Annotated in this window: 16 protein-coding genes; 8 read left to right on the top strand and 8 right to left on the bottom strand. The window is 71.3% G+C overall.

Translation table 11 applies throughout. The features are described from left to right. Window positions 1-49: 49 nt before the first annotated feature. Window positions 50-1,456, bottom strand: coding sequence for a glutamate decarboxylase (locus ACE4Q9_RS15055; protein WP_397984745.1), 1,407 nt, complete (start codon window positions 1,454-1,456; stop codon window positions 50-52). A 178-nt stretch (window positions 1,457-1,634) separates the two neighbouring features. Here ACE4Q9_RS15055 and ACE4Q9_RS15050 point away from each other — a divergent pair, with 178 nt between their 5' ends. Both ACE4Q9_RS15050 and ACE4Q9_RS15045 read left to right on the top strand, forming a co-directional pair. Then, window positions 1,635-2,396 carry a MerR family transcriptional regulator gene (locus tag ACE4Q9_RS15050; protein ID WP_397984744.1) on the top strand — a complete coding sequence of 254 codons (762 nt, stop codon included), beginning with the start codon at window positions 1,635-1,637 and terminating at the stop codon, window positions 2,394-2,396. Between the two features lie 107 nt (window positions 2,397-2,503). Then, window positions 2,504-3,514 (top strand): VTT domain-containing protein, encoded by a 1,011-nt coding sequence (locus tag ACE4Q9_RS15045; RefSeq protein ID WP_397984743.1) that lies wholly within the window; start codon window positions 2,504-2,506, stop codon window positions 3,512-3,514. A gap of 14 nt (window positions 3,515-3,528) precedes the next feature. Here ACE4Q9_RS15045 and ACE4Q9_RS15040 read toward each other — a convergent pair whose 3' ends face one another. Next, window positions 3,529-5,184 (bottom strand): threonine/serine exporter ThrE family protein, encoded by a 1,656-nt coding sequence (locus tag ACE4Q9_RS15040; RefSeq protein ID WP_397984742.1) that lies wholly within the window; start codon window positions 5,182-5,184, stop codon window positions 3,529-3,531. Between the two features lie 114 nt (window positions 5,185-5,298). Beyond that, window positions 5,299-5,790, bottom strand: a complete 492-nt coding sequence (locus ACE4Q9_RS15035) for an inorganic diphosphatase (protein ID WP_397984741.1) — start codon at window positions 5,788-5,790, stop codon at window positions 5,299-5,301. 124 nt (window positions 5,791-5,914) lie between these two features. Here ACE4Q9_RS15035 and dacB point away from each other — a divergent pair, with 124 nt between their 5' ends. The 6 genes from dacB (at window position 5,915) to folE (ending at window position 13,894) form a co-directional block, all read left to right on the top strand. After that, a complete protein-coding gene (dacB, locus tag ACE4Q9_RS15030) occupies window positions 5,915-7,471 on the top strand; it encodes a D-alanyl-D-alanine carboxypeptidase/D-alanyl-D-alanine-endopeptidase (protein WP_397984740.1) in 1,557 nt (518 codons plus the stop codon). Between the two features lie 390 nt (window positions 7,472-7,861). Further along, window positions 7,862-8,995, top strand: a complete 1,134-nt coding sequence (locus ACE4Q9_RS15025) for a zinc-dependent metalloprotease (RefSeq protein ID WP_397984739.1) — start codon at window positions 7,862-7,864, stop codon at window positions 8,993-8,995. A gap of 192 nt (window positions 8,996-9,187) precedes the next feature. Continuing rightward, window positions 9,188-10,255, top strand: a complete 1,068-nt coding sequence (gene tilS / locus ACE4Q9_RS15020) for a tRNA lysidine(34) synthetase TilS (protein WP_397984738.1) — start codon at window positions 9,188-9,190, stop codon at window positions 10,253-10,255. 90 nt (window positions 10,256-10,345) lie between these two features. Next, entirely contained in the window at window positions 10,346-10,906 is a 561-nt protein-coding gene (gene hpt, locus ACE4Q9_RS15015; protein WP_397987222.1) for a hypoxanthine phosphoribosyltransferase, read from the top strand. A 220-nt stretch (window positions 10,907-11,126) separates the two neighbouring features. Beyond that, window positions 11,127-13,166: an ATP-dependent zinc metalloprotease FtsH gene (gene ftsH, locus ACE4Q9_RS15010; protein ID WP_397987221.1), complete on the top strand. Its 2,040-nt coding sequence runs from the start codon at window positions 11,127-11,129 to the stop codon at window positions 13,164-13,166. A 122-nt stretch (window positions 13,167-13,288) separates the two neighbouring features. Next, entirely contained in the window at window positions 13,289-13,894 is a 606-nt protein-coding gene (folE, locus tag ACE4Q9_RS15005) for a GTP cyclohydrolase I FolE (protein WP_397984737.1), read from the top strand. Window positions 13,895-13,931: 37 nt separating this feature from the next. Here the strand turns inward: folE and ACE4Q9_RS15000 are convergent, their stop codons facing one another. From ACE4Q9_RS15000 to folP, 5 genes are all read right to left on the bottom strand, one after another. Beyond that, a complete protein-coding gene (locus ACE4Q9_RS15000) occupies window positions 13,932-14,423 on the bottom strand; it encodes a DUF3180 domain-containing protein (protein WP_397984736.1) in 492 nt (163 codons plus the stop codon). Between the two features lie 80 nt (window positions 14,424-14,503). Continuing rightward, the gene (folK, locus tag ACE4Q9_RS14995; protein WP_397984735.1) at window positions 14,504-15,115 is read right to left on the bottom strand and encodes a 2-amino-4-hydroxy-6-hydroxymethyldihydropteridine diphosphokinase; all 612 of its coding nucleotides are present in this window, start codon (window positions 15,113-15,115) and stop codon (window positions 14,504-14,506) included. Continuing rightward, a complete protein-coding gene (gene folB, locus ACE4Q9_RS14990) occupies window positions 15,112-15,471 on the bottom strand; it encodes a dihydroneopterin aldolase (RefSeq protein WP_397984734.1) in 360 nt (119 codons plus the stop codon). Before folB ends, folK begins: the two co-directional genes overlap by 4 nt. 270 nt (window positions 15,472-15,741) lie before the next feature. After that, window positions 15,742-16,281, bottom strand: a complete 540-nt coding sequence (locus ACE4Q9_RS14985) for a nuclear transport factor 2 family protein (RefSeq protein WP_397984733.1) — start codon at window positions 16,279-16,281, stop codon at window positions 15,742-15,744. After that, a complete protein-coding gene (gene folP, locus ACE4Q9_RS14980; protein ID WP_397984732.1) occupies window positions 16,278-17,180 on the bottom strand; it encodes a dihydropteroate synthase in 903 nt (300 codons plus the stop codon). Before folP ends, ACE4Q9_RS14985 begins: the two co-directional genes overlap by 4 nt. Window positions 17,181-17,195 lie beyond the last annotated feature (15 nt).

Genomic DNA, 17,195 nt, shown 5'->3' with positions numbered 1-17,195 from the left:
ACCGGGAGGTACGGCGGCCGTCGTACCCCCCCTGTGGGGCCCTGCTCTCCTAATGGTGGAAGCTCGTCGCCGCCCCCTTGTCACGTGTCAGCGGTTGCTGCTGACCGCGCAGTTCCGGCAGGAGGCGGGTCAGGTCGGCCAGGAAGAGGTCGGCCAGGTCGTGCGAGAAGCCGTTGCGGCAGACGACGCGCAGCACGGAGAGGTCCTCGCGGTTGGCCGGGAAGGTGTACGCCGGGACCAGCCAGCCGCTCTCGCGCATGCGGCGGGAGACGTCGAAGACGTCGTACGCCGTGACATGGTCGGCCGTGGTCAGCGCGAAGACCGGGAGTTCGTCGCCCCGCGTCAGCAGCCGGAAGTCGCCGAGGCCCTCGATGCGGTCGGCGAGGGAGCGGGCCACGTCACGGGTGGACTGCTGGACCGCGCGGAAGCCCTCGCGGCCCAGGCGCAGGAAGGTGTAGTACTGCGCGACGACCTGCGCGCCGGGACGGGAGAAGTTGAGGGCGAAGGTCGGCATGTCGCCGCCCAGGTAGTTGACCCGGAAGACCAGTTCCTCGGGCAGCGCCTCCGCGTCCCGCCACAGGGCCCAGCCGACACCCGGATACACCAGTCCGTACTTGTGCCCCGAGGTGTTGATGGAGGCCACCCGCGGCAGCCGGAAGTCCCACACCAGGTCCTCGTCCAGGAAGGGCGCCACCATCGCGCCGGACGCCCCGTCCACATGCACCGGGATGTCCAGGCCGGTGCGCTCCTGGAGGGCGTCCAGGGCCGCGCACAGGTCGGCGATCGGCTCGTAGGAACCGTCGAAGGTCGAGCCGAGGATGCCGACGACGCCGATGGTGTTCTCGTCGCACAGCTCGGCCGCCGCCTGCGGGTCCAGGTGGTAGCGGTCGCCGTCCATGGGGACCTGGCGCGCCTCCACCTCCCAGAAGTTGCAGAACTTCTCCCAGCACACCTGGACGTTGATCCCCATCACCAGGTTGGGCCGCGCGCCCGGATAACGGTCGGCGTTGCGCTGCGTCCAGCGCCGCTTCAGCGCCATCCCGGCCAGCATGCACGCCTCGCTGGACCCCGTGGTCGAACAGCCCACCGCGGCGGCCGGATCCGGCGCGTTCCACAGATCCGCGAGCATCGCCACGCAGCGCCGCTCCAGCTCGGCGGTGCGCGGGTACTCGTCCTTGTCGATCATGTTCTTGTCCCGGCACTCCGCCATCAGCACCCCGGCCTGGGGCTCCATCCAGGTGCTGACGAACGTGGCCAGGTTCAGCCGGGAGTTGCCGTCGAGCATCAGCTCGTCGTGCACCAGCTGGTAGGCGGTCGTGGGGGTCATCGGGGCGTCCGGAAGCCGGTGGGTGGGCGGGGCCTCGGTCATGCCGCCGACCGGGTTCGCCTCTCCGAAGAACGGGTTGACGGACAGCACCCGCTCCTGATGCTTCTGCGGACCTTTGTGCAGGGCCATGTCTGCCTCCTCGCCGCCACCCTATGCAAGCCCGCACGGCCCCGACATCCGGAATGACCCGGACGCCTACCCTGATCCGCGGGCCCCGGCATCAGGGGCGCCGCGGACTTGCACCTCACGCCGCGTGAGGCTTCAGGCTGATCGTCGTACCGACCGACGAACGGAAGGAGGCGGACAGTTGAGCTACTCCGTGGGACAGGTCGCGGGGTTCGCCGGCGTCACGGTGCGCACCCTGCACCACTACGACGAGATCGGCCTCCTGGTGCCCGGCGGGCGCACCTCCGCGGGGCACCGCCGCTACACCGACGCCGACCTGGACCGGCTCCAGCGGATCCTGTTCTACCGGGAGCTCGGCTTTCCGCTCGACGAGGTCGCGGTGCTGCTCGACGACCCGGACGTGGACCCGCGCGCACACCTGCGCCGGCAGCACGCTCTGCTGACCGCCCGGATCGAGAAGCTGCGCCGGATGGCCGAGGCCGTGGAACACGCCATGGAGGCACGCAGGATGGGCATCGAGCTGACACCGGAGGAGCGGTTCGAGGTGTTCGGGGACCAGGACCCCGAGCAGTACGCCGAGGAGGCGGAGGCCCGCTGGGGCGGCACCGCGCAGTGGGCCGAGTCCCAGCGCCGCGCCGCGGCCTACGGTAAGGAGGACTGGAAGCGGATGCGGGCCGAGGCGGACGACTGGAGCGCGCGCTACGTCCGCCTGGTGGCCGCCGGCGAGCCCGCGACGGGGGAGGCCGCCGGGGCCCTGGCCGAGGAGCACCGGCAGCACATCGGCCGGTGGTTCTACGCGTGCCCGTACGCGATGCACCGCTGTCTCGCCGGGATGTATGTCGCCGACGAGCGCTTCAGGGCGTTCTACGACGCGATGCACCCCGGACTCGCCCAGCACCTGCACGACGCGATCCAGGCGAACGCCGACCGGCGGGCCTCCTGAGCGGCGGGGGCGGGGAACCCGGAGCGGTCACGTCACGTTGATAGCTTTGTGCGGCCCCACCCGGTCACCGTAGCCGCCCCTTCTCCCCCCTTCAGGAGCCCGGACCCGTGATGACACTCGCCCTAGGCCCGAGCTGGCTCGATCCCAACTATCTGCTCGACACGTACAGCGTCTGGGGTCTGCTGCTCATAGTCTTCGCCGAGTCCGGCCTGCTCATCGGCTTCTTCCTGCCCGGCGACTCGCTGCTGTTCACCTGCGGTCTGCTGATCACCTCGCACCAGCTGGACTTTCCGCTGTGGGGTGCGATCGCCCTGATCTGCGTCGCCGCGATCCTCGGCGACCAGGCGGGCTACATGTTCGGCAAGAAGGTCGGGCCGTCCCTGTTCAACCGGCCCGACTCGCGCCTGTTCAAACAGGAGAACGTCGCCAAGGCGCATGAATTCTTCGAGAAGTACGGCCCCAAGTCGCTGATCCTGGCCCGCTTCGTGCCGGTGGTGCGCACCTTCACGCCGATCATCGCGGGCGTGAGCGGCATGCGCTACCGCTCCTTCCTGACCTTCAACATCATCGGCGGCACCCTGTGGGGCGCGGGTGTCACCCTGCTCGGCTCCTGGCTCGGCAACATCGGCTTCGTCAAGGACAACATCGAGGCGATCCTGATCCTGATCGTCCTCGTCTCGGTGGTCCCGATCGCGATCGAGTACCTCAGGGCCCGTGGCAAGAGCAAGAAGGCCCCCGAGGAGCAGCCCCGCCCCGCCGCCGGGGCACCGCGGTTCCCGCAGCCGCCGGTCATGGACGACGCCACGACCCGGCTGCGCCGCATCGAGCCGGACGAGCGCTACGGGCAGCAGCCGTACGGCGGACCGCAGCAGTACGGCGACCAGGGGCATGAGCAAGGGCACAACCAGGGCTACGGAGGCCAGGAGCACGGTCACCAGGGCTACGGCAGCCGGCCCCAGCCGCAGTACCAGCAGCCCCAGCACCAGCAGCCCCAGCAGCAGGACTGGAACCAGCACCAGCACCAGCAGCCGTACTACGACCCGCGGCAGTACCCGCAGCAGGGCCGTGATCAGCACCAGGGCCAGGACCAGTACCCGTACGACTACCGCGAGCAGTAGGCGGCCCGAGCCGCTCAGAACCCCCTGGTCCGCTTGGCGGCCCGCCGCTTCCCGGGCGAGCCCACGCGCAGGAACAGCCGGAAGATCTCCGAGCCCAGGTTGACCCCGATCGCGATCGCCATGGCCAGCGACGCCGCGTTGGCCAGCGACACCAGCCCCTTGTCCACGTTGTTCTGGGCCATGTTCAGCAGCCCGAAGTAGGTCGCGGAACCGGGCAGCAGCGGCCCGATCGCCGCCGTGGTGTACGGCAGCGCGGAGGCGAACCGGTAGCGGGACAGCAGCTGCCCGAACAGCCCGACCAGGCCCGCGGCGACGGCCGTGGAGGCCACCGGCGAGATGCCGGCGACATAGTGCATCGCGCCGTACACGCTCCAGGCGACGCCTCCGTTGAGGGTCACCCAGAGCACGGTGGACCGTTCCTGCTGGAGCAGGACCGCGAAGGTCAGCGACAGCAGCATGGAGGCCGCGATCTGGATCAGGGGCCGCTGGGAGATGTGCAGCGCCGCCTCCGGGTTGAGCTTGCCGCCCACCTTCACGCCGAAGTACAGGACGATCAGCACACCGGTGACGATGCCCACGAAGAAGTACAGGACTTCCAGGAGGCGGGCGGAGGCGGTGATGTAGAAGCCCGTCAGGCCGTCCTGGACGCCCGCCACCAGCGCCCGTCCGGGCAGCAGCGCGAACAGCCCACCGGTGATCACCGCGGACGCCTTCACGTCCACATGGGCCAGCGAGAACGCCACCCCGATCGCCGCGGGCGGCATCGCGGCCACCGTGAACTGGTAGAACTCCGGCAGCCCGCGCCCCGCGCACAGCCAGGCGAGGCGGTCGCCGAGCATCGCGCCGACCGCCGCCGCGAAGAACACGATGAGATCGCCGCCGACGAGGATCGAGGCGGCCCCCGCCAGCAGCCCGCTGGCCAGGGACAGCGCCCAGCCGGGATAGGGGTGCCGGTTGCGGCGTATCTCCGCGAGCCGCCGGTACGCCTCCTCCAGGGAGACATGGGTCTCCGGGTCGGTCAGATCGTCCACCAGGCGGAAAACGGCCGCCAGGCGGGTGTAGTCGGTGCCCCGGCGCCGTACCGTCCGCGACGCCGTCACCGGGTCCTCGACCAGGGACGGCTGATGCGAGATCGACAGCAGGGTGAAGGTGACGTTGGGCTCGCAGCGGTCCAGGCCGTAGGAGCGGCACACCGCGAACATCGCGGCCTCCACGTCCTCCGCGCCCTCGCCGCCCGCCAGCAGCAGCTCGCCGATACGCAGGGTCAGGTCCAGCACGCGCGGGACGGCCGGGCCGCTCTCCTCCTCGTGCTGCACCGGCTCGGGCGCGGGCCGGTCCGCCACCGACATGCGCAGCATGGTGCGCATCCGGTCCTGCCAGGGCGCGTCCTTGATCAGGCTGACCAGGGGCACCCCGGTGGCCGGCGTGAACGCGGACACGCCGCCCTGCGGGCCGTACGTGCTCGGGGTGCTGAACGCCGAGCCCTCCGGCTCTCCGGCCGGCGGCTGCGGCGTGAGCAACCCCTGCGGCACCTGGAACTCGGAGGTCGTCTCAGGCTCGCTCCCCGTCTTCGGGACGTCGAGTCCCTTGGGGATGGCGAACTCCGATGTGATCTCCGGGTCGTACCGCGCCTCGTCCGACCGGGGCTTGCGGTCGTCCGCCTCCGTCACCTCGCCCCTTTCCTGAACGACACGTTCCGCTGGCCTCAGTATGCGCATGCACCGCGCGCGGACATGCAAACGGGCCGCACACCACGGCGTGCGGCCCGTTCGGTGAACCGGGGGTCAGTGACCGCCCTGCTCCTTGAAGCGCTTGTAGGACCGCTCGATCTCCTGCTCGGCCTCGGTACGGCCGACCCAGTTGGCGCCCTCGACCGACTTGCCGGGCTCCAGGTCCTTGTAGACCTCGAAGAAGTGCTGGATCTCCAGGCGGTCGAACTCCGACACGTGGTGGATGTCGCGCAGGTGCTCCACCCGCGGGTCCGTGGACGGCACGCACAGCAGCTTGTCGTCGCCGCCGGCCTCGTCCGTCATGCGGAACATGCCGATCGCGCGGCAGCGGATCAGGCAGCCCGGGAAGGTCGGCTCGTCCAGGATGACCAGCGCGTCCAGCGGGTCGCCGTCCTCGCCGAGGGTGTTCTCGACGAAGCCGTAGTCGGTCGGGTAGGCGGTCGAGGTGAAGAGGCGACGGTCCAGACGGATCCGACCGGTCTCGTGGTCCACCTCGTACTTGTTGCGCGAACCCTTCGGGATCTCGATCGTGACGTCGAACTCCACCGGTGGCTCCTTCATGATCAGCACATAGTTCTGGTGGTTAAGTGTCCCTCACGCAGGTGTGTGATCGCGAAAGGGGCTGGTGGTCGTGCCGGAGCTCGGGCCTTGGCGGACCGCGGGACCGCGGGTGAGGCGGCTCGCGAGCGCCGTACGACCGCGCCTCGCGCATGCCGTGAGGACGGCGAAGCCGCAGGTCACACGGCTGGTGTCCACGGTACGACCGCTGCTCGCCGACCTCCCCCGTCCGCGTTCCCTCAGCACGTTGCAGTACACCGCGGGCGCCGCCACCGCCGGCCTGGTGCTCACCGCCGGCGTGGTGACCCTGTCGGGCCCGTGGGACGCCACCGGTCAGCGTACGGCCGAGCGGGACCGGGCGGCCGCCCTCGAACACGCACGTGGCGCAGATCACGGGCCCGGCCCGGCGGCGGGCGCACCGCGGCCCGCGCCGAGCGCCCCGGCCGTCCTGGCGGGCCTGGGCGCCGCGACCGGCCCCCTGGGCACCCGGAAGGCCCCGGCGGGCGGTGGCAAGGCCCTGGCGGACGTCCTGGGGCCGCTCCTGGGCTCCGCCGCGCTCGGGAACGGCCACGCGGCGGTGGTGGTCGACGTGGCCACGGGCCGGCGGCTGTACGGCGTCGCACCCGACAAGGGGCTCACGCCCGCCTCCACGACCAAGCTGGCCACCGCGGTCGCCGCGCTGAACGCGCTCGGCCCGGACCACCGCTTCACCACCCGCGCCGAGCTGCTGGGCGACACGCACACGCTCGTCCTCGTCGGCGGCGGCGACCCCACGCTCACGGCGCACGCGAAGGCCGACGGATGGGCGAGCCTGCGGACCCTGGCGACGAGGACGGCACAGGCACTGCGGGACCGCGGCATTCACAAGATCACATTGTCGTACGACACGACGCTCTACTCCGGTTCCGCCCTGCATCCCATAGGGGTCAACGAGAACCTGGCGCCGGTCAGCGCCCTCACCGCCGACGAGGGCCGCAGGAACGACTCCACCAGCGGGCCCGCACTCCGCGTCGCCGACCCGGCGAAGGACGCGGCACAGAAGTTCGCGGGCTTCCTCAAGACGGCCGGCGTCGAGGCGGCCGGGCCCGGTCCGGCCAAGGGCACCGGCGGCGCCCGGACCGTCGCGAGCGTCTCCTCGCCGCCGCTGTCCGCCCTGGTCGAGCGCATGCTGACCAACAGCGACAACGACATCGCCGAGGCCCTCGCCCGGCAGACCGCCCTCGCGAGCGGGCAGCCCGGCAGCTTCGCCGGGGGTGCCAGGGCGATCGCCGGGCAGCTGCGGAAGCTGGGCCTGCCGCTGACGGGCACGTCCTTCCACGACGGCAGCGGCCTCGACCGCGCCGACCGACTCACGGCCGACCTGCTCACCGCGATCCTGGTCAAGGCCGGCGCCCCCGACCATCCCGGCCTGCGCCCGCTGCTCACCGGCCTGCCCATCGCACACTTCACCGGCACGCTGGCCGGCCGCTACGCCGACGGCGCGGCCGGCCTGGTGCACGCCAAGACGGGCACCCTGACCGGCGTCAACACGCTGGCCGGCACGGTCGTCGACCAGGACGGCCGCCTGCTGGCCTTCGCCTTCCTGGCCTCCGGCACGACGGATCCGATGGCCGCCCAGTCGGCCCTGGACAAGACGGCGACGGCCCTGGCGGCGTGCGGCTGCGGCTGACCGGGCCGACTGCCGCCGTCGCCCCCGGCGGACCGGCGGCCGCTGTCGCCCCCGCGGCGGACCGCCTGCCGCCGTCCCCCGCCACCGGCGCTCCCGGAACGGCTGCCGTGGTCGCCCGCTGTGGACTGGCTGCCGTCCCCCCTGGGCGGCCGGTCGTCGTTGTTCCCTCGGCGGGTCGGCTGTCGTGGTCGCCCGCCGTGGACCGGCTGCTGTCGTCGCCCCCCGGTGGCCGGTCCGCCGTTGTCTCCCCGGCGGACCGGCCACCGCAGCCGGTGCCCGCTCTGTGCCGCCCGTCCCGGTCGCCCCCGGTGCCCCGTGTCGAACGGCCCTCGCGCCGGTCCCGGTGTCCACGGCCTGCCCCAAGTGGTAGCGCTCACGTACCGTTGACGCATGACAGGCTTCGGCGGCACCGCATCCCCCGGCATGGTCGACTGGAACCTCGCGGTGGCGACCGCGACCCGGCTCGTTCGGCCCGGCCCCGACGTCACCCGTGACGAGGCCCGGTCCGTCGTCGCGGAACTGCGGCGGCACGCGAAGGCCTCGGAGGAGCACGTGAGGGGCTTCACCCGGCTGGAGACCGAGCAGAGCCACGACACCCCCGTCCTCGTCGTCGACCGCCCCGGCTGGGTCCGGGCCAACGTCGCCGGCTTCCGGGAGATCCTCAAACCGCTCCTGGAGAAGATGCAGGAACGCCGCGGCGGCACCCCCGGCAGCGCCGTCCTCGGCGCCGTCGGCGGCAAGGTCACCGGCGTGGAGCTGGGCATGCTGCTGTCGTTCCTCTCCTCCCGCGTCCTCGGCCAGTACGAGACCTTCGCGCCCTCCACCCGCGATCTGCCGGCCGGCGCGAACGGCGGCGGGCGCCTCCTCCTCGTCGCCCCCAACATCGTCCACGTGGAGCGCGAACTCGACGTCGAACCGCACGACTTCCGCCTGTGGGTGTGCCTGCACGAGGAGACCCACCGCACGCAGTTCACGGCCGTGCCCTGGCTGCGTGACCACCTGGAGGGCGAAATCCAGTCTTTCCTGGCGGAGACGGACGTCGACCCCATGACCTTCCTGGAGCGCATCCGCGAGGCCGCCCAGTCGCTCGCCGGGGGCCGCCCCGAGGCCGAGGAGGACGACGGCGGCCGCTCCTTCGTGGAGCTGGTGCAGACACCCGCCCAGCGCGAGATCCTCGGCCGCCTCACCGCGGTGATGTCCTTGCTGGAGGGCCACGCCGACTACGTGATGGACGGGGTCGGCCCCAGCGTCGTACCGTCCGTGGCCGAGATCCGCGAGAAGTTCCAGCAGCGGCGTGCCAAGGGTGCCTCCCGGCTCGACCAGGCCCTGCGCAAACTGCTGGGTCTGGATGCCAAACTCAAGCAGTACCGGGACGGCGAACGCTTCGTACGGGCCGTCACGGACCAGGTCGGCGTCGACGGCTTCAACCGCGTGTGGACCTCGCCCAACACCCTGCCCACCAGGGCGGAGATCGCCAAACCGGCGGACTGGGTCGCGCGGGTGCACCGCAAGGCCGAGTCGTGAAACGCACGCCGGGGTCGTGAATCGAATCCGGCCGACGGCAGTCGAACGCCCCTCCAATCACCCGTCCGAGGGACCGTGAGTCATGCGTAGGCGTGCGATGCTCGGGGAACGGCCCGCTTCTGTCACCATCTACACACTCTGAGTGACCGAATCGGGCTCACCCCCCGGATACTTCATGAAGGGAACCGGACAATGGGTCCCCATCCTGCGGTCGCGGCGATACGCCTGGCGGTCCGCCGCGTCCTCCACGACATCCTGAACACCGTCCCGACCTCCGGCGAGCGCCGGGACCGGGCGGCCGAGCGGCTCCCCTCCCCGCTCGGCTCCACCCTCGTGTCCCCGCCCGCGAGCCCGCTCGTGCTCGTCGCCTGCTCCGGCGGCGCCGACTCGATGGCCCTCGCCTCCGCCCTCGCCTTCGAGGCCCCCCGGCTCGGCCTGCGGGCCGGCGGCATCACCGTCGACCACGGACTCCAGCCCGGTTCCGATCTGCGCGCCGAAGAGGTCGCCCTGCGGATGCGCGGACTCGGCCTCGACCCCGTCGAGTCCGTCTCCGTCGACGTCGGCCGCGCCGGCGGCCCCGAGGCCGCCGCCCGCGACGCCCGGTACGCCGCCCTGGACGCCGCGCTCGACCGCCACGGCGCCGCCGCCATCCTGCTCGGCCACACCCGCGACGACCAGGCCGAGACCGTGCTGCTCGGTCTCGCCCGCGGCTCCGGCATCCGCTCCCTGTCCGGAATGGCCGCGGTCTCGGGGGCCGGCGGCCGTTACCGGCGCCCCTTCCTGCACCTGGACCGGCAGACCGCCCGCAAGGCCTGCATGGTCCAGTCCCTGCCCGTCTGGGACGACCCCCACAACGCCGACCCCTCCTACACCCGCTCCCGGCTGCGCCACGAGGGCCTGCCCGCCCTGGAGAAGGCCCTCGGCAAGGGCGTCGTCGAGGCGCTCGCCCGCACCGCCCAGCTCTCCCGCGACGACGCCGACGCCCTCGACTCCTGGGCCAGCCAGGCCGAGGCGTCCGTACGCGACGCCACGGGAGAGCTGGAGTGCGCCAAGCTCTACGCCCTGCCGCCCGCCGTGCGCCGCCGGATCCTGCGCCGCGCCGCCATCGAGGCGGGCGCCCCGGCCGGTTCCCTGTTCGCCCGTCACATCGAGGAAATCGACCGTCTGATCACCGGCTGGCGCGGCCAGGGAGCCATCAATCTGCCGGGCCGGGTCGTCGCCCAGCGGCAGGGTGGCAGACTGGTGATTCGGCAAGGCTGAATCCCGACCGTTCGGAGCGACCCTCCGGCAGCCGGCACGGGGCAGCCGGAGGCCGTGATGACGGCCGTAAGTGCGGGACGACCGAAAGTGATGCGGGTGGACGCGAAAGACATGGGTGCCGACCTCGAGAAGGTGCTCATCAGCAAGGAAGAGATCGACGCCAAGCTGGCCGAGCTGGCCGCGAAGATCGACGCGGAGTACGCGGGCAAGGACCTGCTGATCGTCGGCGTCCTCAAGGGCGCGGTGATGGTCATGGCGGACCTCGCGCGGGCGCTGTCCACCCCGGTCACCATGGACTGGATGGCCGTGTCCTCGTACGGCGCGGGCACCCAGTCCTCCGGCGTCGTGCGCATCCTCAAGGACCTCGACACCGACATCAAGGGCCGCGACGTCCTGATCGTCGAGGACATCATCGACTCCGGGCTGACCCTGTCGTGGCTGATCAACAACCTCGGTTCGCGTGAGCCCGCCTCCCTCAAGGTGTGCACGCTGCTGCGCAAGCCGGACGCCGCCAAGGTCGCCATCGACGTGGAGTGGGTCGGCTTCGACATCCCGAACGAGTTCGTCGTCGGTTACGGCCTGGACTACGCCGAGAAGTACCGGAACCTGCCGTTCGTCGGTACGCTCGCGCCGCACGTCTACGGCGGCTGACCCCGTCACCGGGCACCTGGGCTGAGCCACTCGGCTCAAGCCCGGTGGGGTGATCGGGAACCCCGGCGGGTCCCGTGCCGTTGAAGCTTGCAGAGACGGGTTTCCCGGCTCTCGAAACGGCTTCGCGCGGCTTCGGGCGCCAAGGCTGGGGTACCGTCGGAAGAACTGTCTTATCAAACTCACTATGGCAGGAGGGACGGGGCGGCACCGCTCCGTATGGATGGACGTGAAGCGATACTTCCGTGGGCCGGTCATGTGGATCGTGCTGGCCGTCCTTGCCGTGGTCGTGTTGATGCAGGTCGTCGGCTCGTCCGGCGGCTACAAGTCGGTGGACACCGGCCAGGTCGTCGCGGCGATCAATGCCAACAGGGTCCAGTCGGCCAAGCTGACCACCGGCGACGAGCAGACCATCAAGGTCACGCTCAAGAACGGTCAGAAGGTCGAGGGCAGCTCCAAGATCCAGGCGAGCTACATCGGCGACCAGGGCGCTCAGCTCGCCGACAATCTCCAGACCAGGTACCAGAACAAGCAGATCCCCGACGGCTACACCATCTCGCCGTCGAAGCAGAACCCGTTCGTCGGCGTCCTGCTCTCCCTGCTGCCGTTCGTTCTGATCGTCGTCGTCTTCCTGTTCCTGATGAACCAGATGCAGGGCGGCGGCTCCCGGGTCATGAACTTCGGGAAGTCCAAGGCCAAGCTGATCACCAAGGACACCCCGAAGACGACCTTCTCCGACGTCGCCGGCTGTGACGAGGCCGTCGAGGAGCTCCACGAGATCAAGGAGTTCCTCCAGGAGCCGGCCAAGTTCCAGGCCGTCGGCGCCAAGATCCCCAAGGGCGTGCTGCTCTACGGCCGTCCGGGTACCGGCAAGACCCTGCTGGCGCGTGCCGTCGCGGGCGAGGCCGGGGTGCCCTTCTACTCGATCTCCGGCTCGGACTTCGTGGAGATGTTCGTCGGTGTCGGCGCCTCCCGCGTCCGCGACCTGTTCGAGCAGGCCAAGGCGAACGCACCGGCGATCGTCTTCGTGGACGAGATCGACGCGGTCGGCCGCCACCGCGGCGCCGGCCTCGGCGGTGGTCACGACGAGCGCGAGCAGACCCTCAACCAGCTGCTGGTCGAGATGGACGGCTTCGACGTCAAGGGCGGCGTGATCCTGATCGCGGCGACCAACCGGCCCGACATCCTGGACCCGGCGCTGCTGCGTCCCGGCCGGTTCGACCGCCAGATCGCCGTGGACCCGCCGGACCTCCAGGGCCGTCTGGAGATCCTCAAGGTCCACCAGAAGGGCAAGCCGGTCGCACCCGACGTCGACCTGTCCGCCGTCGCCCGCCGTACCCCCGGCATGACCGGCGCCGACCTGGCCAACGTGCTGAACGAGGCGGCGCTGCTCACCGCCCGCAGCGACCAGAAGCTGATCGACAACAAGGCGCTGGACGAGGCGATCGACCGCGTGGTCGCGGGCCCGCAGAAGCGGACCCGGATCATGTCGGACAAGGAGAAGAAGATCACCGCGTACCACGAGGGCGGTCACGCCCTGGTCGCGGCGGCCTCGCCGAACTCCGACCCGGTGCACAAGATCACCATCCTGTCCCGCGGCCGTGCCCTCGGCTACACCATGGTCCTGCCGGACGAGGACAAGTACTCGACCACGCGCAACGAGATGCTCGACCAGCTCGCCTACATGCTGGGCGGCCGGGCGGCCGAGGAACTGGTCTTCCACGACCCGACCACCGGTGCCGCCAACGACATCGAGAAGGCCACCAACCTGGCCCGCGCGATGGTCACCCAGTACGGCATGACCGAGCGGCTCGGCGCCATCAAGTTCGGCGGCGACAACAGCGAGCCCTTCCTCGGCCGTGAGATGGCGCACCAGCGCGACTACTCGGAAGAGGTCGCCGCGCTGGTGGACGAAGAGGTCAAGAAGCTCATCGAGACGGCGCACAACGAGGCCTGGGAGATCCTGGTCGAGAACCGCGACGTGCTCGACCACCTCGTCCTCCAGCTGCTGGAGAAGGAGACGCTGGGCAAGGAAGAGATCGCCGAGATCTTCTCCTCGATCGTCAAGCGCCCGGCCCGGCCCGCCTGGACCGGCTCCTCGCGTCGCACCCCGTCCACCCGCCCGCCGGTGCTCTCCCCCAAGGAGCTGGCACTGACCAACGGTGCGAACGGCACGACGGCCGCGATCAGCACGGTCAAGACCACCGCCACCGAGTCCGCCCCCGTGACGGACCAGACCCCGGAGGAGCGCCCGGAGAGCTGACCGCACCGGTCGCTTCCCGGCCACTCGGGCCCGGAATGAACGCCGCGCCCCCCAGGTTCTAGCCTGGGGGGCGCGGCATTTTTCGTATGCACGCACGTGGGACGACAGGAACGAGGCACCCAATGACCGACCCGGTGACGCTGGACAGCGAGCGCCCCGTCGGCGAGTTCGACGAGAAGCGCGCCGAGAACGCCGTGCGCGAGCTGCTGATCGCCATCGGTGAGGACCCCGACCGCGAGGGGCTGCGGGAGACGCCGGCGCGGGTGGCGCGTGCCTACCGGGAGATCTTCGCCGGCCTGTGGCAGCAGCCCGGGGACGTCCTCACCACGACCTTCGACCTGGGCCACGACGAGATGGTCCTGGTCAAGGACATCGAGGTGTACTCGACCTGTGAGCACCACCTGGTGCCGTTCCGGGGCGTCGCGCACGTCGGCTACATCCCGTCGGTCTCCGGGAAGATCACCGGCCTGTCGAAGCTGGCCCGCCTGGTGGACGTCTACGCCCGCCGTCCGCAGGTGCAGGAGCGGCTCACCACGCAGATCGCGGACTCCCTGATGGAGATTCTGGAACCGCGCGGCGTGATCGTGGTCGTCGAGTGCGAGCACATGTGCATGTCGATGCGCGGCATCCGCAAGCCGGGCGCCAAGACCATAACGTCCGCGGTGCGCGGTCAGCTGCGGGACGCGGCGACCCGCAACGAGGCCATGAGCCTGATCATGGCGCGCTGAACCGGGGTTTTCGCGGCAGGGTCCGGGGGACCGGCGGTCACGCCGCCGGTTCCGCGCCCTGGGGGTGGTCCTGGTCGTCGTCCTCGGGGAGCTTGCAGATCCGCTCCAGGAAGAGGGCGGCCGCTATGACGGCGAGTCCGGCGAGGACGGAGAACCCGGCATAGAAGGCCTGGTCGCGGCGGGCCGGGAGATCGAGCAGCTCCAGCAGGAACACACCCGTGCCGCCGTACATCCCGGCGACGAGGGCGGCGACCAAGGCACTGGCCTGGGCGAAGACGACCGCGCGGGCCGCCATCAGCGGGTCGACGCCCTTGGCGCCGGGGCGCCGCTCGCGCTGGGCCTTGAAGCGGGCCCGCAGCGAGAGCGCCGTGGCCAGCAGGACCACGGCGATCAGGGCGAGCACGACCGGTGCGGCCAGGGGGACGCTGGGCAGGGTCCCGATCGAGTTCCAGAGGCGGGCGCCCGCCCAGGACAGGATGCCCGCCACGACGAACACGCCGACCAGCACCCTGATGCGCAGCTCTCTCACGGTGTCCCTTCAGTTCCCCCGGACCGGGTCCCGGATGATGCCCGGATGTGCGTCTGCCGGGTCGTCGTTGACCTTAACGACTACTCGGGCAGTCGGAGTTCCAGGTCCGCGCGTGGCTCGACACCTTCGCGGGTGACGGCGGCGAGCAGGTCGGCCACGGGGCCGCGGCCGGGGAGCTGGGCGGCGGGGTCCACGTCGTGCCAGGGCGCGAGCACGAAGGCGCGCTCGTGGGCGCGCGGGTGGGGCAGGGTCAGCTGCGGGTCGTCGGAGGTGACATCGGCGTAGGCGACGATGTCCACGTCCAGGGTGCGCGGGCCCCAGCGCTCGTCGCGGACGCGGTTGAACGCCTCCTCGATGGCGTGCCCCCGCTCCAGCAGGGAGGACGGCGGCAGGGTGGTCTTCAGGGCCACGACCGCGTTGAAGTACGACGGCTGGCTGCCGGGCTCGACGCCCCAGGGCTCGGTCTCGTAGACCGGCGACACGGCCTTCACGCGGACGCCGGGCGTGTCCTCCAGCGCGTCCACGGCGCCCTGGAGGGTCTCCAGGCGGTTGCCGAGGTTGGAACCGATGGAGATCACGGCCCACTTGGGGTTCTGGAGGGTGGTGTCCGCCGCGTCCACCCGCTCGACGACCGACTGGGGCACCGGCTGGACGGTCGGGTCACTGTGACCCTGGACGAAAGGTCGGGTCATACTCGGCTCCGGGTGATGGTGACGGTCACGTCGTCGAAGGGGACGGTGATCGGGGCGTCCGGCTTGTGGACGCAGACCTCGACCTCCTGGACCCCCTCGTGCTTCAGGCAGGTCTGGGCGATCCGCTCGGCGAGGGTCTCGATGAGGTTCACCGGCTCGCCCTCGACCACGGCCACGACCTCCTCGGCCACGACGCCGTAGTGCACGGTCTTCGTCAGGTCGTCGTCGGCCGCGGCCGGCTGGGTGTCCAGGCCCAGGACGAGGTCCACGAGGAAGGTCTGGCCCTCCTCGCGCTCTCTGGGGAACACACCATGGTGCCCGCGGGCCTTCAGGCCGCGCAGCGCGACACGATCCACGCGAATCACTCCTGCAATCGTCGGGAAGGACCGGCCGTACCGCGTGCGGGCGAGACACCGGTCGCACACGAATCTACCTGCGGGCACCGACAACGCCGGGCTCCAGGGGCGCGGGTCCGGCCGCGAGCAGCCGGATTCACCGACCGTTTTCCCTGGTGAACCCGGTCGCGTCAAGGGCTGGTGGCCGGTCGTACCCAGGGGTAGGTGATTCCAGCCACTTCCGGGAACCGACCGGCCGCCCGCCCTCTTCCCGGACCGGTTCCCGCTCGCTCAGGCGAGCGGGCCGTCGTCCGGATCCAGGCCGCCGGCGCCGTCGTCGTCGGCCTCGGAGTCGTCGTCGGTCTCGGCGAGCACCGGCGAGGCGTGGTGCGACCACAGCTTCCAGCCCTCGGGCGTGCGCCGGAACACATTGGTGGCGACGACGAGCTGGCCGACCAGCGGGCCGAGTTCATCGCCCTCCGCCGGGGCGGGACCGCCGCTGAGGATGTTCTCGGTGCAGGTCACCAGCGCGGTGTCGCCGGTGACGGAGACATGGACGTCGGTGAGGAAGAACTGGATGTAGTCGGTGTTCGCCATGATCAGGGCGTACGACCTGAGGACCTCGCCGCGCCCGGTGAGCACCGGCCAGCCCGGATGCACGCAGGAGACCACGCCGCTGTCCGCGGGGTCGTGGTACTCCTCGTCCACGCCCAGGTCGGCGGGGGTGAGCCAGAGGGCGGAGACCTCCTCGAAGTCGCCGCGCTCCAGGGCCTCGTAGAACGCGGTGTTGGCGGCCTCGACCTGTTCGACGTCGGTGTGCGGGGCGCTCACCGGGCTCCATCCGTCGTCCGGCCCGTCGTACCGTCCGCCGTCCTGGCCGCTTCGACCGCGCGGGCCACCCGTACGGCGTCCGCGGTGGCGCGCACCTCGTGCACGCGTACGGCCCAGGCGCCGGCCCGCGCGGCGAGCGCGGAGACGGCGGCGGTGGCGGCGTCGCGCTCGCGGGCGGGCGGGGGCGCGCCCCCGGGTCCGGCGAGGACGTGGCCGAGGAACCGCTTGCGGGAGGCGGCCACCAGCAGCGGGTGCCCGAGGCAGTGCAGCCGGTCGAGATGGGCGAGGAGGGCCAGGTCGTGCTCGGCCTCCTTGGAGAAGCCGAGGCCGGGGTCGACCACGATCCGGTCGGGCGCGATGCCGCCGGCCAGCACGGCGTCCACCCGGTCGCGCAGTTCGTCGACGACTTCGTGGACGACGTCGTCGTAAACCCCGTGGACGGCGGCGCCCTTGAGGAGACCGCGCCAGTGCATCACGACGAAGGGGGCACCGGCGTCGGCGACGACCGGGATCATCTCGGGGTCGGCGAGCCCGCCGCTGACGTCGTTGACCAGGGCCGCGCCGGCCTCCAGGGACCGGGCCGCGACCGAGGCGCGCATGGTGTCCACGGAGACCACGACGCCCTCGGAGGCGAGTCCGCGCACGACCGGGACGACCCGCCGCAGCTCCTCTTCCTCGTCCACCCGGGTGGCGCCCGGACGGGTGGACTCGCCGCCCACGTCCACCAGGTCGGCGCCCTCGGCCACCAGGTCGAGGCCGTGCTTGACGGCCGCGGTGGTGTCGAACCAGCGGCCGCCGTCGGAGAAGGAATCGGGGGTGACGTTCACGACCCCCATGACCGCGCACCGGTCCCAGGCCGGAAGGCCCGCCACTCGGCCGCGCCCGCTGTGGTTGTTCATACGTTCAGCGTAGGC

Origin of the sequence: Streptomyces sp. AM6-12, from assembly GCF_044327085.1 — a bacterium.
Classification (GTDB): domain Bacteria; phylum Actinomycetota; class Actinomycetes; order Streptomycetales; family Streptomycetaceae; genus Streptomyces.
This window is presented reverse-complemented; position numbering and strand designations above follow the sequence as displayed.

Bases quoted from the DNA above. Each gene is read 5' to 3' on its own strand.
- ACE4Q9_RS15055 (WP_397984745.1), bottom strand. From the start codon at position 1,456: ATGGCCCTGCACAAAGGTCCGCAGAAGCATCAGGAGCGGGTGCTGTCC.
- ACE4Q9_RS15025 (WP_397984739.1), top strand. From the start codon at position 7,862: ATGACAGGCTTCGGCGGCACCGCATCCCCCGGCATGGTCGACTGGAAC.
- tilS (WP_397984738.1), top strand. From the start codon at position 9,188: ATGGGTCCCCATCCTGCGGTCGCGGCGATACGCCTGGCGGTCCGCCGC.
- hpt (WP_397987222.1), top strand. From the start codon at position 10,346: ATGCGGGTGGACGCGAAAGACATGGGTGCCGACCTCGAGAAGGTGCTC.
- ftsH (WP_397987221.1), top strand. From the start codon at position 11,127: ATGGACGTGAAGCGATACTTCCGTGGGCCGGTCATGTGGATCGTGCTG.
- folE (WP_397984737.1), top strand. From the start codon at position 13,289: ATGACCGACCCGGTGACGCTGGACAGCGAGCGCCCCGTCGGCGAGTTC.
- folK (WP_397984735.1), bottom strand. From the start codon at position 15,115: ATGACCCGACCTTTCGTCCAGGGTCACAGTGACCCGACCGTCCAGCCG.
- folP (WP_397984732.1), bottom strand. From the start codon at position 17,180: ATGAACAACCACAGCGGGCGCGGCCGAGTGGCGGGCCTTCCGGCCTGG.